Origin of the sequence: Mucilaginibacter gilvus (assembly GCF_004054195.1) — a bacterium.
Taxonomy (GTDB): Bacteria; Bacteroidota; Bacteroidia; order Sphingobacteriales; family Sphingobacteriaceae; genus Mucilaginibacter; species Mucilaginibacter gilvus.
Window position 1 is genome coordinate 127,125 of record NZ_SBIW01000006.1, and the last position, 15,022, is coordinate 142,146.

A 15,022-nucleotide genomic window follows, 5' to 3' on the forward strand; every position below is an offset into this window, starting at 1 on the left:
TAAAATTTGTTAAATAATTTGGATAATTACGAAATAGTCGTAGATTTACGAAACAATCGTAGAAAGATGGAGAAATTATCACAGCAAGAGGAAGATGCCATGCAAGTAGCCTGGCAGGCGGGCACCGGTTTTATCAGGGATTTTTTGGAATTACTTGCCGAACCTAAGCCACCTTATACCACCCTTGCATCAACCATAAAAAACTTGGAGAATAAGGGTTTCTTAAAAAGTGAGAAGCTTGGTAATTCTTACCGGTACACCCCCGCTATACAGGAAGAGGAGTACAAAAAACGCTTTATGAGCGGCTTTGTAAGCGATTACTTTAAAAACTCCTATAAAGACCTGGTTACCTTTTTCGCTAACGAGAAAAAGATTAGCGCCAGTGAGTTGAAAGAGATCATTAAATTGATAGAAAAACCTTAATAACCACTACAATGCCAACCTTATTTGTTTTTTTATTTAAAGTGAACATGGCCCTGCTGCTGTTTTGCGCAGGCTATTACCTGGTGCTACGCCACCTTACTTTTTATTCGCTAAACAGGGTTTATTTAATAACGGCCATCATATTTGCCAGCATCTACCCCAAAATAGACCTGACGGCTTTTGCACAACGGCACGAGAATATCGCCCTGCCGGTGCAGTCGGTGATATTAAACTGGCAGGCCCCGGCGGCAAAACTGGTAAAGCCCCTCACCCAGCCCGATTACTGGCAATGGGCCACAATAGTTTTCTGGGCGGGCGCGGCGCTCCTCGCTATACGCTTGCTGGTGCAGTTATTCTCGCTATTAAAACTTCACCGCAGGTCTACATCGGCCAATGTATTAAACCACGAGGTAAGGCTTATCAGCGGCGAGGCGGCACCCTTCTCTTTCTGGCGCAGCATCTACGTAAACCCGGCCAACCATACCGCCGCCGACCTGAAAGCAATCCTATTACACGAACAGGTACACGTAAACGGCTGGCATACTATTGATATTTTGTTAGCCGAACTCAGCAGCATCTTCTACTGGTTTAACCCCGGTGTATGGCTGATGAAGAAGGCGGTGCGCGAGAATATCGAGTTTATTACCGACCGCAAAATACTGAACGACGGCATCGATACCAAAGCCTACCAGTATAGCCTTGTAAACGTGAGCTTTAACGCCACAACGCCCGGCATTGTAAACCACTTTAATATTTCAACCATTAAAAAACGCATAATTATGATGAACGCGAAAAGATCTTCGAGGTTAAACCTCACCCGTTACGTTTTTGTGGTGCCTGCTGTGGCGCTGCTGCTGGTGTTCAGCTTTTCTAAAGCTGCGGTTGTAAAAAAGAACGGCGTAAAAGCATATAAAGCGATCAGCAATACCATCACCGAAAATTTAAAGGACGTACTGCCTGCATCGCTCAGCCTTAAAAACGATGAAACTGAAAAAACAAATGCAACTGCCGATGATAACATTAACGTTATTTATTACATCAACGGTGTTAAAGCCGCCAATGGTTTTACGGATTTTTCTGATGATACCGAAAGTATTTTCTATTTGAATTCTAAGGACGCTAAAAAGTATTTTAATGCCGGCGACGGCAAGCATAAGGTTGGTTTTGCTACTACCCGCAATTCTACAGAAGGCAAAGTTATAAAAGGTAAGATAGAACGTTTGTTGGCTGAAAAGAAAATAACAGCCGGCCAGCTTAACCACATTGTTATAAGTAAAGTGGACGAAAAAGTTGGGACGAAAAATACCACACTTATGTTAAAACAAGACACCGCTAATAAAACGACGCTGGTGCTAAAAACCAACGATATCCGCCTGCTGGATTCCCTGAACTATGTACTGAACGGTAAAAAGATCACCATAGAAGAGTTTAACAAGATCGACCCTAACAAGATCATCGCGGTAAACATTGTCACTGCGGATATAGCCAAAACCATGCTGAACGATTATGACAGCATGAACTTTAAACCAAAAAGCAAGATCCTCTTCATTACCACCAGCGATTCTGAAAAGGGCAAACAACTGGCCGAAGCGCTCGGCGTTAGGCAAAGGATAACTGCAATACGCATAAATGGTAAAGATCTTAGGCCAATGCAGGCAGATTCTATAGTGATTAATAATGTACGATTAACAAAAAACCTGAAACTCAGGAAAAGCGGTGATTTGTTGTCTCGCGATATGGATTCGGTAGTAATAGTGGGAAACGGAACAAAAAACCTATACCGGATGAACAGTGACCTGGCAACGGTAAGTGGCTTTAATACGCTCACCTACTCTACCACCTCGCCAGCCGATGTGAACAAGCGATTGAATACCGTGAGCCTATATGACCGCTCCGGCAAAAGCAGCGACATTGCCGAAGTACACGCCCTGCAGGGTAACGTATTTTACAGTGACAAAAACATCAGCCGCATATCTGATAAACTTATCGTGATAGACGGCAAGGAAGCTACCGAAAAAGACCTTAAAAAACTCTCAGCTTTCGACATAGACCGGATGAGTACTTCATCAGATGCCGATACCGTAAAAAAATACGGAGCCAAGGCAAAGTACGGCGTGGTTTACATCTACACCAAAAAAGCGAAATAATAAAGTACCAGTTATAGTTAATTTAAATTGGTAAGGCCGGGTAGCTAATACTGCCCGGCCTGCTGTTTTTTATTGTAGGCTATGGTGTATTCAAAATCGGGCAAAGGCGGCTACCGGGTACTATATTTTTACCACATACCGAATTTGGCAAGCATTTTGTTTAATAGTTAATAACAACAAAATCTCTAACACATTATGTCTATTTCAGCCTACCAACAAACGTCAGATGTACAACTTAAAGTTGTGAATGTAAACAAAACGCCAAACGCTACGGCGAACACGGGGGTAGCGTCGTCAAAAATATTCAGTATTTCGTTTAATTATTTAAAGACAGCCTACCATACCAAGGTAATGAAGGTACTTTACGCGGGCAGAGACGCCATGTATAAAGTAGTAATGCCCAGCAGCCTTAACGAGGGTAGCAATATGCACTGGCTACAACGCCAGGATGAAGCCTGGGTGGTGATAATGGGTGAACCTATTGACGCCAAATTATTAAAGGCGGTGACAGCCTCCATAGATATCCAAGAATAGTACGTTATTGAATTTCAAAGGAATCTCCAATATCAACAATTAAAAAGGCCCCGAAATTTCGGGGCCTTTTTGTATTCTATTTGACAAATATTTATAATTAAACAGCTGGCTCGTCAACAGTTGTATCAACCGCGTCAAATGGAGAGCGTTCTTTCTTTAAGATCGCAGCGGTAATTAACGAGATAATACAGCCCGATATTAATGAGCCTACAGCTGCCACCACGGCGCCAAAGATGGCACCATAGTCTTTGGTCATTTGCATGGCCTTATCTATCTGCTCCTGCGACATGTTCTTTTCTGCCAGTACAGCTTGCTGCTGTTCTGCCGCTTTATCCAACGCACCCGGGTTTAGATAAGCCAGGTAAACATAAAAGAAGATGGCTAATAAAAAGCCCGAAAAAAGTGAGTATTTAAACCCGGTATTAAACCCCTGACCGAATGTTATATAACCGCCCAATTGATCTTTAAATTCCTTTTGCGCTAAAAAACAAAATGCAATGAATGGCAGATAGCTCAAGTACTTAACCGGTGAGTTAGGATCCAGGTTGAGGATTTCCGTTCCGTACGTTAGTACAATTGAAGTAATGGTATAAATAACCGCCCATTTGGTGGCAATTTTAACATTGTTTGGTTTAATACTTTCCATTTTTAATAAGATAAGGGTTAATTATAAGTTTAAATTTTATTTAAAGCTAATTAATATTTCCAACACTGCCATATCAAAAGATTTACTTACCGCATCATCGGCGTAAGCGCTCTTTTCAGCCTCGGTTGGCTCAGGGTTTTGGAAAAAGCAGATCATCGGGTAAAACAGTTCTTTCAGTTCCGAATCATCTTCTAAAGTACCGGCAACTTTGGCTATCTCGGCAGCCGGGCTTTCAACCAATATCTGGTTAGCAATAACCGGCTCGTAAATGCGGTACTCATCCTGAAACTCGTCCTCATCTACCAGTAAAAATTCTTTCAGGTAATCTTCCAGTTCAGGATCTATGTCCTCGTCCTCGCACTCATTTAGGTAAAGCAACAGGTTAAGTAGCTCGGTGCCCCTATCCAGGGTTTGCTCTTCAATTTTTTCCCACTCGGGGGTTTCCAGGTAATCGTCTTCCAGCTTTTTAACGTCCTCGCTAAAAAAGTTCACTAAAAGCAGGTCGAAGAATACTTCGTGCAGTTCTTCGAGCTTTGGGTTATCGTTAAAAACTTCGTCAAGCGCGTCAACCTTTTTCAGGAAAGTATCATCTGACGAAAAAACAGATTCGAATTTGGCGTTAAGAGCGATAGCGTTAAAGCTATCGTATTTAGAGAAAGCCGACAGCGCGCCGGTGATAGCCGCGCTTATTTTTGGGTCAGTCATGGTTAATTAGAGTTAGATGTTTGATTATTATTACAGGTTAACAAAACTTTTCCTTTTAGGTTGTGCCCCAGGAATGGCGAGTTATAGCTTTTAGAAAGGTTGGCGCTACGGCTGTATTCCCACTCTGCTTCGGTATCCAGCAAAACCAGGTTTGCTTTCTCGCCTTCGGCCAGGGTTGGTATAGGTACATTTAATATTTTGCGCGGGTTGATGGCCAGTTTCTCCACAATAAGTTCCACAGCCAAGCCCGCTTTTATCGCCAGTGAGAACGCCGTTTGCAGGCCGATGATGCCATACTCGGCCACCTCGAACTCTACATCCTTAAATTCAATCTCATGCGGGGTATGTTGGGTTACCAGCGCGTCTATGGTGCCGTCTTTAAGGCCGGCTATCAGCGCTTCTACATCTGCCTGGGTACGTAATGGTGGTTTTACTTTATAAAGGCTATCGAAGCCCATCAGCGCCTCGTCAGTCAATACAATATTATAAATAGCGGTATCGCAGGTTACTTTCAGTCCGCGTTTTTTTGCTTCGCGGATCAATTCTACGGAGCGGGCCGTAGAAATAGTAGTAAAGTGAATATCCGTGCCCGAATCCTCAGCCAGGTAAATATCCCGGGCTATCATCAACTCTTCGGCAAGAGAAGGAATGCCTTTCATGCCCAGCATAGTGCTAACCACGCCTTCGTTCATTTTTGCCTTACCGGCTATGAAGGCGTCTTCGGCATAAGAAATTACCTTGGCACCGAAACCCTGCACATATAGTAAAGCACGTTCCATCAGGCCGGCATCCTGAACAGGGCGGTTGCCATCGGTAAAGGCCTTAGCGCCGCTTTTAAACATATCATACATTTCTGCCAGGTCTTTGCCTTCGCGTTTATGAGAAATGGTTCCCAGCGGGTATATATCTACCAGTTTTCCTTTGGCTCGGTTAAGCAAGTATTCAACTTCGGCTTTGGAATGCACCGGCGGATGCGTGTTAGGCATCAGCGCTATACCGGTAAAACCACCTGCTGCCGCGGCGGCGGTACCGGTTTGCAGGTCTTCCTTGGTCTCTAAACCCAGTTCGCCAATGTTGCAGTTAAGGTCAAAAAAGCCGGGCGCAAGGTATTTGCCGGTGGCGTCTATCATCTCCGCTTTATCATCGCTAAGCGATGCGGCTATTTTAGTGACGATGCCTTTTTGAATTAAAATATCGGCAACCTGGTTATGAAAAAGAGACTCGGGATATACAACAGTGGCAGATTTGATAAGCAAATTCATTATCGCTGTTTAAGGGTGGGTTTAATGACTATCCGGCTTGCGTAGCTATACTTTTATCGGTTTTGTAGAACCTGATGAGCATCGTTTCGGCGGCCAAAAATATCAAAGCCAAAATTATACAAAGTTTCCATAATTGAAGACCAGAATTTTCGGCACTGTTGATATTGTTCACATTAAATTTATCGCCCGCTATAAAATTACTTTTTTGCGGGAAGAGTTTAGCCAGATCGTTACGGTTGAGGTATGACAGGTCCGACTCGCTCCTATTATCGTTAAAGGCAAGCACGGCGGCAGTACTGTCCTGTTTTTTCAGCTCGTAAATACCAGTTTGGTTAAGCTGGCCGGGCAGGTAAAGCACGGTGCCCCCCTCCTGTTGTTTTAAATCGGGGATGATGGATTCGGTGCCTTTTACCAGCTTCACCACCTGTTTCTCGGTAGATTGCAGCGGTTCGGTCTCAATGGCCTGGTTGCTGCCAAGGGTATAGAATAAAGATTGAACGTGTCCGCTCAGCAAGGCTACTCTAAACATCACCGGCACAAACAGGGCGTGTACGGGCAGGTTACTAAAGTCTTCGTTCAGCGCAACTGCGGCTACGTAGAGTTTTCCCTTACCCAAACGATAACCCTCCCAAAGCGATTGCCCGGTTTGCAGTTTCATCAGGTTTTCGGCTTGTTTGGAAGCACCGCTTAAGGCGTAGTATTTCTTCACCAGCGGCAGGTCGGGATTTTGCGGGAACGATTCGAAGATATTTTTAAACACCTCGCTTTGCAGGTTGAGGCTCGAAACTTTATTAGCCTCCGTGATGGTTTTACCCGGATAAGCAGCCCCCATCGGTTTCAAAAGGGCCTGATAGCTCAACAGTTCCGCTTCCGCGGACGGGAATACCATCAGCGTGCCGCCTTTGCTCACATAGATTTTTAATTGCTGCGCGAGGCCCGCCGAAACGTTGTCAATATCACTTAAAACAACAAGAGGATAGGTGTTCAAGGCCGCGTAATCTACATTACCATCCTGCGTACGTTTGATGCTGAAGAAAGGGTCGGCGGTAAAAACGGCGTTGAGGTATTTATTGGGCGTACCGCCGTCTACCAGCAATACCGGCAGTTTACTATTTACATTGAAGGTGAAGTAAAAGCTGTTATCAAAGGTCACCGGGTTATCCTGCAGCTGGATCTCGCCGCGCTGCCAGCCGGCCTGCAAGCCCGAAAAAGTAAGCGTATCAACCTGTATAGCGCGCCCTCCTACGGTAAAACTTCCTAATGATTTTTGAGCGCCGTTGATCAGCAACTTCAGAGGTATTTTCTCTGCGGCTTTGCCGGCATAGTTCCGCAATCTTACCATCAATTTTTCGCTTTCGCCGGGGCGATGCGTGGCATTCAACAACCATACCGAATCTACGGCCACATTGGGTAGTTCGCTGGCGCTAAGCTGAATAAGGTTCATTGCTACGTCTGTTTTAGCGGTATCAGCCTTACCTCCAATATTCTTTTGAAAATCGGAAATGATATAAAATCGCTTCAACGCGCCTGCGGTCATCCCCAACAAGCTTTGCTGGCGGGCGGTTATCTGGGCAATGCTCCGGCTCTGCGGACTTATCTTCACCGCGTCCACCGCGTCGTTAAACTCTTCGCGGTTGAGCAGGCGCTGGTGTTTGCCTTCAAAATCTTGCGTGAGGAGTTGGAACCGATCATTTATGGCGTATGCCGATGCTATTTGCTTGGCCTTTTGTTTGGCCTCGTCTAGCAGGCTACCCTCGCGGTTGAGGGTTTGCATGGAGTAAGAGTTATCTACAAAAATGCTCACCAACTGCTGTTTGCCGGCATCGGCGCTATCCTTACCGGGGATAAAGGGCCTAGCGAAAGCAAAAACTAAAAAAGCCAGTGCCAGCATCCGCGCGGCTAAAATCAAACGTTCCTTAATATTCCGGCGTGATGCCTGCTGCTCCTGCACTTCTTTCAGAAACTGCACATTACTAAAGTAAACCTTTTTATACCGCCTGAAATTGAACAGGTGAACCAATACCGGGATAGTTAGGGTAAACAGTGCAAACAGGAAAGCCGGGTACAAAAAGTGCATTGATGCGGATTGGATGTGTTACAAATTTGCGAAAAATAAACCGGGATTAAACAGCTTTAACGGGGATGTCTTTTGAACACTGCAAGCAGGCATCAATTGCGATATAAATTCTGTAATTCACCTACTCCATCTTTATCTGAAAGAAAATTTTGTGTTTGACAGATTGTAGAATTAACCTCCTGAAAAATAAGCAGAGCGGCTAAATTGGCCGCTCTGCTTATATAATTTATTTTTTACGGTTGCCCTGCCCCACCCGATGAACCATAAATAGCCCCGGTAGCAAAGCTGGCATCGCTTGCTGCCAGTTGCACGTATATCGAGGCTAACTCTGCAGGTTGCCCTGGCCGGCCAAACACGGTTTGGCTGCCAAACTTCTTCAATTTTTCCTGGCTTGCGCCACCGCTTACCTGCAAGGGCGTCCATACGGGGCCCGGTGCTACGCCATTTACACGGATACCTTTGGGCCCAAGCTGTTTGGCGAGTGATTTTACATAGTTCATGGTAGCTGCTTTTGTTTGCGCGTAATCGTAAAGGTCTGGTGTTGGGTCATACGCTTGCTCAGACGTAGTGCCAATTATTACCGAACCAGGCAGCAAGTGCGGCAACGCGGCTTTAATAGTCCAGAACGGCGCGTAAATATTCGTCTTCATCGTCCAATCAAATTGCTCCGAACTGATATCCAATATCGAATCGTGTGCTTGTTGGCGGCCGGCATTGTTTACTAAAATATCCAGTCCGCCTAATTGGCGTACAGCCTCATCCACCATTTTTTTACAAAACGCTTCATCGCGCAGGTCGCCGGGTATGGCTATAGCTTTTCGGCCTTCTGCCTTTATAAGGGCAATAACCTCTTTTGCATCCGGCTCTTCGGCAGGTAAATAATTTATGGCTACATCTGCTCCTTCGCGGGCATAAGCAATTGCCGCAGCACGCCCCATGCCCGAGTCGCCGCCCGTAATTAGCGCCTTGCGGCCTTTAAGCCTGCCAGTACCTTTATAGCTTGTTTCGCCATGATCTGGTCGTGGTATCATTTTACTTGCCAGCCCAGGCCATGGCTGCGATTGCCCTTCAAAAGGTGGTTTTGGATATTTGCCTGCCGGGTCTTCCAGTGGCTGGGTAGCGTTGTTATTTGATGCAGGCGAACCTTCAGCGCCTAAAACCGGCGACACGGCGGCAGTTATCAAGCCTGCGCCTAAGCCAGTCACAACCTGGCGGCGGCTAAATTTATCTTCGTTGCTCATGGTTAGTTTTAGTTTGTAATGATAACTACCCGCTGCGCTTTTGGTTTTTTAACTTATCGTTATAAGAAATTTATTTGGCATTTATTAATGATTGCAAAATTTTGGCACGGCTTTGGCTTTATACGAAACATGAAAGTTGTATTCAAAAAAACAAAAGCCGTAAAAAAGGATTCCTGCACAATAGTTAGCCTGTTTGCAAAGAGGATAATGGAACTTAAAGAGATCCATTTTTCTACTTTAAATTTGCCCGGGTTTATTGCATAAGATCTTCGGCAGTATAGTTATACCTACGCGCGTTTGCGAAGCGCAAACATCGTGTACGTGCGCTCGACTAATTTCTTCCGAAAATAGTTTGGGACTGCAATAATTATTTGATTGTGAACAATCGTCCTACCCTCGCCTTCTTCTCCGTTTCTTTTTAGCTTCCGCTTTTTTCCTTTTCGTGGATTTTTTTGATACCGTTCTCTTTTCTGGTTGGGCTTGTTTCACCGTTTGGGCGGCTGACTTATTGTCCTTTACTTGTACAGAATCTTTACTTAATTGCTGCACCGTGAAATTATTGTTGCGCAAGCCGTATTGTATTTGCCTTTTGGCACCGGTTGGTTTAGCAAGGCTATCGTTCCTGTCGTATATAGGGAACTCGCGGATCAGCAGGCCATCTTTAATATAAAAGTTATCGTCACCCCTGTAGCCTTTGCGCTGCGAGGTGGTCAGTTTTGGAAAATCGAGCTTGTTGGCATTACTGTTATTAAACTCATACGCGTATATTTTGGCGTATTTTACCGTATCCATAGCCCTTGCCTGGATCAGGATCTCGGGGTTGCCGTCGGTATCCATATCGGCGTTGTAGGCATCGGCAATAGTGCCATCGAGGTCGCCCGTGGTAGTGGTATACTTGGCGGCAGACGAATCGGAGTGCAATATCATAAAAGCGCCAACTGCGCTCGCTCCCCGGCCCCAGCTCAGCACATCGTACGTTTGCCCCGGCGATACCTCTATCGCTTTATGAAACCGGAAAGGCTCCATTACAGTTGGCTTTGCTGGCGCTACTTTAGCCAGAACGGCTTTTTGCGGGTCGCTGCTACATGCTGCTAATAATATGCAAACCGTCGCTGTTAATAAACAATATCTTGCATTCATCTTCATATCGGCTTAATAGTAAAGCATTTCCGGCGACACCTCTCCTTTTGGCTTACCGGGGATAGTCATGTAAACGCGCAGCATGCTGTTACTGGTATAAGCGTCCACATACTTAATGGTGATCTTGTGGAAACCCTTCAACAAAGGCACAACGGCGTTAGTTTCGTTATTGCCTTTGCGGCCATCGTTATCCACCAAAGGTAGGTCGTCTATATACAGCACAGAGCCGTTGTAAGATTGGGTAGAGAAGCCGTAATTGCCATCCACATCCGCCTTGATGTACCCCGTATAAACCACGCCATACTTACCAAATGCTTTTTTGAAAGCAGAATTTGCCGTTTGGAAGCTTTTGGCAATACCCGTGTCTATTACGGCGGCAGGGTTTATCTGCGTAGTATTTACATAAGTACCCTGCGATACCTGGTATTTAAGCCCCATGTTGGTACCTGTAAAATCAACCGCAGGCATTGGTGCCTTATTGTAAACCATGGTGCGGGTTATTGGGCTGCGTTTACCAGATGGGGTAACCACAATAGTTTGCAGTTCGCGGTACTGATCTATCGGCACCTCGTAGGTAATGGGTTTGGTGTACACCATTTCCGTTTCGCGTGGGGTGTATCCATCAATGGTATAATATATCTTTGCACCCTCCACCGGCGATTTTAAGTTCACCTTTAACTGCGTACCAATTATGGTAGTATCGGCACTGCCAATGGCAACCGGCACATGGTACTCGTAACCGGCCTTATCCAGCCAGGCTAAATGGCCCGGTAAACGAATTTCGGCAAAGTCCTTATAGTTTTTGTTGGCGACAGGTGCCCATGCAATTTCTGACAGGGCCAGCATTCTTGGTAACAGCATAAACTCTACCTTTTTATCGGTTGTAATGTATTCCGTCCACAGGTTGGCTTGTACGCCTTTAATATGGGCCTGCTGCCCGGGGGTTAAAACCGCGGGCGTTGGGTTGTAGCTATAAATTTTCGATACCGGCTCGTTACCACCAATGCTCAAAGGCTCCTGGTTCAGCTTACCCTGGCCATGGTCAATATAAAGGCCCTGGCTACCCGGCGTCATAATTACATCGTGGTTTTGCTGTGCGGCGGCTATACCGCCTTCTTCGCCTCTCCAGCTCATTACGGTAGCGTTTGGTGCGAGGCCTCCCTCTAAGATCTCGTCCCAGCCAATAATACTGCGCCCTTTGCTGTTCACAAATTTCTCCATCCTCTGGATAAAGTAGCTTTGCAAGCCATGCTCATCCTTTAGTTTTAGCTTTTTGATCAGGTCCTGGCAAAATTTAGAGTTCTTCCAAACGGTTTTTGGCGCTTCATCGCCGCCGATATGGATGTATTTGCTTGGGAACAGGTCGATAACCTCTGTAAGCACATCCTCTAAAAAGTGAAACGTTTTTTCCGACGGGCAGTAGATATTATTAAAAACGCCCCAGGTTTCGGCTACTTTATAATCTAACTTCGGGTCGCAGCTTAGCTCCGGGAAAGCGGCTAAAGCAGCCTGTGCATGGCCGGGCATCTCAATCTCGGGCACAATGTTAATATAACGGTCGGCAGCGTACTTGATCACATCGCGAATCTGATCCTGTGTGTAAAAGCCACCTACGGGGGTGTTATCAAATTGCTGCGGGGTGCGGTCGCGGTAGTTGCCTATAACGGTTTGCGCGCGCACGCTGGCTACTTGGGTAAGGCGCGGGTATTTCTTTATTTCGATGCGCCAGCCCTGGTCGTCGGTAAGGTGCCAATGGAAATTATTGAGTTTATAACCAGCCATCAGGTCGATATAGCGTTTCACCATTTCTACCGAGAAAAAGTGGCGGCAAACATCCAGCATTACACCGCGATAACCAAAGCGTGGGTAATCTTCGATAGTTGCACAAGGGATCTTCACAGTGGCGGCGCGTTCCAGGGGCATCAATTGCATTAAGGTTTGGATCCCGTAGAATAAGCCGGCGCCTTTGCCGGCAACCGTAATTTGCTGTGGCGTGATGATGAGGCGGTAACCTTCGGCAGGTAAACCTTCTGTACCGGTTGAAGTTAGGTAGATAACATTTGAGCCTGCATTTGCATTCCGTATCCCCACCTGCTTGTTGTAAGCCATATTATTGGCCAAAAAGGAGGAGAAAAACAGCACCGCTTTATTATTTGGTGTATCGGCCTGTATTTTGGTTTCCTGGCTGAGAATAAACTCGCCTGCGGCCTTTTTAACAGAAACCGGGGCGGGAATGATACCCATATTTGGATCGGCGTCCTGGGCGTTTACGGTAGTAGCAGCAGTAATTAATAGCGCAAAAAGCAACGAGGGAATCTTTTTTAACATAGTAGCAAATTAACCGGGTTTATTACGAGGTGGTGAATTTAGGATTTTCCTTTGATTTCACAGATTACTTTTCGTGATTACAGAGATTGATTTTTTGATTTCACAGATTTTGTGTGGGCGGCAACGCCGAAAAAGTCCCATCATTATCCCTATCAAACTACTCACTACTCGTCATCCTAATTCAGCGTTGGGTTCTCCGGGAAATTGGCAATGTGGGCGTAGCGCTGGCCAAGGCCTATAATGGTTTCTTTCCAAAGGTTGTGCTCGTTGTTGGCGAAAACAGCATCCGCCTCAAATTTATTGGTTACTATCCAGGCGTCTTCGCGGAGTTCGTTATCCAGCTGGTCGGGTGTCCAGCCGCTGTAGCCGGTAAAGAATTTTATCTCATCTTCGGTCAGCTGGTAATTGGTTATCAACTCTTTTATTTTATCAAAATCGCCTCCCCAAAAAATGCCTTCGGCTATTTCAATGCCGCCTTCAATTTTTTCGGGGCAGCGATGAATATAATGCAGGGTATTTTCTGCCACAGGGCCGCCCATATAAACGGGGATCTCCGAATAAGACACATCGGGCAGGATATCGCCCAGCATGTAGTCGGTTTGGTGGTTTAGAATAAAGCCCATAGCACCGGCCAGCGAATACTCGGTAAGGATAATAACCGACCGCTTAAAGTTCGGGTCGGGCATAAATGGTTCTGATATTAATAAGCGCCCTGCGGCTGCCGGAATTTGACTAAGCATGGGTGTAAAATTTATTATGTTATAACGCCAATTGTAAAATTATGTTCAATATCATTTAAAATGAACACTCATACAATATGTACGGTATAATTAATTTGTAAGTTTGCGATAATGAACGAGCAAGATATAGAAAACTTAAGGCAGGATTACAACGCGGCTTCGCTAAACGAAACCGATGTAGATGCCAACCCGATGCGCCAGTTTGATAAGTGGTTTAACGAGGCCATTAACTACAAAGTACATGAGCCAAACGCCATGACTTTGGCCACCGCCACACATGATGGCCGCCCTTCGGCACGTATTGTTTTGCTGAAAGGCTTTAGCGACGATGGTTTTAAATTTTACACCAATTACCTTAGTCGCAAAGGTAAAGAGATAGCCAAAAACCCGTTGGGTGCCTTAATATTCCACTGGGGCGATATGGAACGCCAGATCCGTGTAGAGGGTACTATAGAAAAACTCGACCGTGATTATTCAGAAAAATACTTCCACTCCCGCCCTAAAAAGAGCCAGCTTGGCGCGGTAGTTTCCCCGCAGAGCCAGGAAATTAGCGGCCGCGAATTGCTGGAACAAAAAATGGCCGAACTGGAAGCAGAATATGCCGATAAAGAAATACCAAAACCATCTTTTTGGGGTGGATACGTGCTTCGCCCGCGCCTGATCGAATTTTGGCAAGGCCGCCGCAGCCGCCTGCACGACAGGATAGTTTATAAAAAAACAGATAACAAAACCTGGAAGATAGTTCGCCTGGCGCCATGAGTTTCGACGAGATCAAATTATTGCTTACGGATAAGTTTGGCGATAGCATTATAACCGGCGAAGAACGCACCGGCATGCAGCCTGCCCTGCTTATTGAGGCCGACAGAATTGCCGATGTTTGCCTGGAGCTGCGCAATAACCCGCGCACATACTTTGATTTCCTGAGCTGCCTTAGCGGTGTGGATTATGGCGTGGAAGCCGGCCGTTTCGGCGTGGTTTACCATTTATCGTCCATTCCATATAATTTGCAATTAGTTTTAAAGATCAGCAAGCCGAATGACCGCGATCTGGAAGAGCTTCCCTCCTTCCCAAGCATCACCTCCGTTTACCGCGCCTCTGATTGGCACGAACGCGAAGCGTATGATATGCTGGGCATTTACTTTGAAGGCCACCCGGATTTGCGAAGGCTTTTAATGCCCGATGATTGGGAAGGGTTTCCGTTAAGGAAAGATTACGCGAATGCAGAATACTATAAAGGAATAAAAATAGATTGAGAAAAATTTCGAATCTCGAATGTTCAATTTCGAATTTATAAAGGCGATTTATAATTTAGAAATTCAACAACCATGGATAAAATAGAATTACAAAAAAGGACTAAACGCTTTGCTGTTGACGTAATAAAGTTTGTAGGAGAACTACCAAGCAATAGAGCTATAAATGTATTAGTCAACCAGGTTCTACGCAGTTCCACTTCAATCGGAGCTAATTACCGCGCAGCCTGCAAAGGAAAGTCCACCGCTGACTTTATCAATAAAATTGTAATTGTAGAAGAGGAAGCCGACGAGTGTATTTACTGGTTAGAAATCATGGACGAATCGGGGCTTGTACAAAGCAGTAAAACACTTGTATTAAGAGACGAAGCTAAAGAGTTGACAGCCATATTTACAGCCATTGGTAAAACCGCTAAAGAGAACCAACGCAATTAAAAAAATTCTTAAATAAATTCGAAATTGAACATTCGAAATTCGAAATATTCTGAAGCTTTAGAGCGCTATCACAAAAAGATAGCAGACGCTGCTG

At 45.4% G+C, this 15,022-nt stretch carries 15 protein-coding genes; 7 read left to right on the top strand and 8 right to left on the bottom strand.

What is annotated here, in order from left to right; genetic code table 11:
* The first annotated feature begins 66 nt into the window (after window positions 1-66).
* The 3 genes from EPL05_RS12660 (at window position 67) to EPL05_RS12670 (ending at window position 3,104) form a co-directional block, all read left to right on the top strand.
* Window positions 67-423 carry a BlaI/MecI/CopY family transcriptional regulator gene (locus tag EPL05_RS12660; RefSeq protein WP_128534338.1) on the top strand — a complete coding sequence of 119 codons (357 nt, stop codon included), beginning with the start codon at window positions 67-69 and terminating at the stop codon, window positions 421-423.
* An 11-nt stretch (window positions 424-434) separates the two neighbouring features.
* Window positions 435-2,570, top strand: a complete 2,136-nt coding sequence (locus EPL05_RS12665; RefSeq protein WP_128534339.1) for a M56 family metallopeptidase — start codon at window positions 435-437, stop codon at window positions 2,568-2,570.
* A 195-nt stretch (window positions 2,571-2,765) separates the two neighbouring features.
* The gene (locus EPL05_RS12670; RefSeq protein WP_128534340.1) at window positions 2,766-3,104 is read left to right on the top strand and encodes a hypothetical protein; all 339 of its coding nucleotides are present in this window, start codon (window positions 2,766-2,768) and stop codon (window positions 3,102-3,104) included.
* A 97-nt stretch (window positions 3,105-3,201) separates the two neighbouring features.
* Here EPL05_RS12670 and EPL05_RS12675 read toward each other — a convergent pair whose 3' ends face one another.
* The 5 genes from EPL05_RS12675 to EPL05_RS12695 all read right to left on the bottom strand — a co-directional run bounded on the left by EPL05_RS12675 (window position 3,202) and on the right by EPL05_RS12695 (window position 9,035).
* A complete protein-coding gene (locus tag EPL05_RS12675; protein WP_128534341.1) occupies window positions 3,202-3,750 on the bottom strand; it encodes a DUF4199 domain-containing protein in 549 nt (182 codons plus the stop codon).
* A 36-nt stretch (window positions 3,751-3,786) separates the two neighbouring features.
* On the bottom strand, window positions 3,787-4,455 hold the full coding sequence (locus EPL05_RS12680; protein WP_128534342.1) for a hypothetical protein: 669 nt from the start codon (window positions 4,453-4,455) through the stop codon (window positions 3,787-3,789).
* A 2-nt stretch (window positions 4,456-4,457) separates the two neighbouring features.
* Window positions 4,458-5,717: a dihydroorotase gene (locus EPL05_RS12685; protein WP_208394739.1), complete on the bottom strand. Its 1,260-nt coding sequence runs from the start codon at window positions 5,715-5,717 to the stop codon at window positions 4,458-4,460.
* A gap of 28 nt (window positions 5,718-5,745) precedes the next feature.
* On the bottom strand, window positions 5,746-7,794 hold the full coding sequence (locus EPL05_RS12690; protein ID WP_128534344.1) for a BatA domain-containing protein: 2,049 nt from the start codon (window positions 7,792-7,794) through the stop codon (window positions 5,746-5,748).
* A gap of 233 nt (window positions 7,795-8,027) precedes the next feature.
* On the bottom strand, window positions 8,028-9,035 hold the full coding sequence (locus tag EPL05_RS12695; protein ID WP_128534345.1) for an SDR family oxidoreductase: 1,008 nt from the start codon (window positions 9,033-9,035) through the stop codon (window positions 8,028-8,030).
* A gap of 18 nt (window positions 9,036-9,053) precedes the next feature.
* On the opposite strand from EPL05_RS12695, the gene EPL05_RS24215 reads away from it, so the two are divergent.
* A complete protein-coding gene (locus EPL05_RS24215; protein ID WP_208394740.1) occupies window positions 9,054-9,299 on the top strand; it encodes a hypothetical protein in 246 nt (81 codons plus the stop codon).
* Between the two features lie 126 nt (window positions 9,300-9,425).
* On the opposite strand, the gene EPL05_RS12700 is transcribed toward EPL05_RS24215, so the two are convergent.
* From EPL05_RS12700 to EPL05_RS12710, 3 genes are all read right to left on the bottom strand, one after another.
* Entirely contained in the window at window positions 9,426-10,181 is a 756-nt protein-coding gene (locus EPL05_RS12700; RefSeq protein ID WP_128534346.1) for a hypothetical protein, read from the bottom strand.
* Between the two features lie 6 nt (window positions 10,182-10,187).
* Entirely contained in the window at window positions 10,188-12,503 is a 2,316-nt protein-coding gene (locus EPL05_RS12705) for a family 20 glycosylhydrolase (RefSeq protein WP_128534347.1), read from the bottom strand.
* Window positions 12,504-12,679: 176 nt separating this feature from the next.
* A complete protein-coding gene (locus EPL05_RS12710) occupies window positions 12,680-13,243 on the bottom strand; it encodes a YqgE/AlgH family protein (RefSeq protein WP_128534348.1) in 564 nt (187 codons plus the stop codon).
* 111 nt (window positions 13,244-13,354) lie between these two features.
* Between EPL05_RS12710 and pdxH the strand changes: the two genes are divergently transcribed.
* The 3 genes from pdxH (at window position 13,355) to EPL05_RS12725 (ending at window position 14,928) form a co-directional block, all read left to right on the top strand.
* Window positions 13,355-14,002 carry a pyridoxamine 5'-phosphate oxidase gene (gene pdxH, locus EPL05_RS12715; protein ID WP_128534349.1) on the top strand — a complete coding sequence of 216 codons (648 nt, stop codon included), beginning with the start codon at window positions 13,355-13,357 and terminating at the stop codon, window positions 14,000-14,002.
* Window positions 13,999-14,496 carry an NADH-quinone oxidoreductase subunit C gene (locus tag EPL05_RS12720; protein ID WP_128534350.1) on the top strand — a complete coding sequence of 166 codons (498 nt, stop codon included), beginning with the start codon at window positions 13,999-14,001 and terminating at the stop codon, window positions 14,494-14,496. The genes pdxH and EPL05_RS12720 overlap by 4 nt, the downstream gene beginning before the upstream one ends.
* Window positions 14,497-14,568: 72 nt before the next feature.
* On the top strand, window positions 14,569-14,928 hold the full coding sequence (locus tag EPL05_RS12725; protein WP_128534351.1) for a four helix bundle protein: 360 nt from the start codon (window positions 14,569-14,571) through the stop codon (window positions 14,926-14,928).
* The last annotated feature ends 94 nt before the right edge of the window (window positions 14,929-15,022 follow it).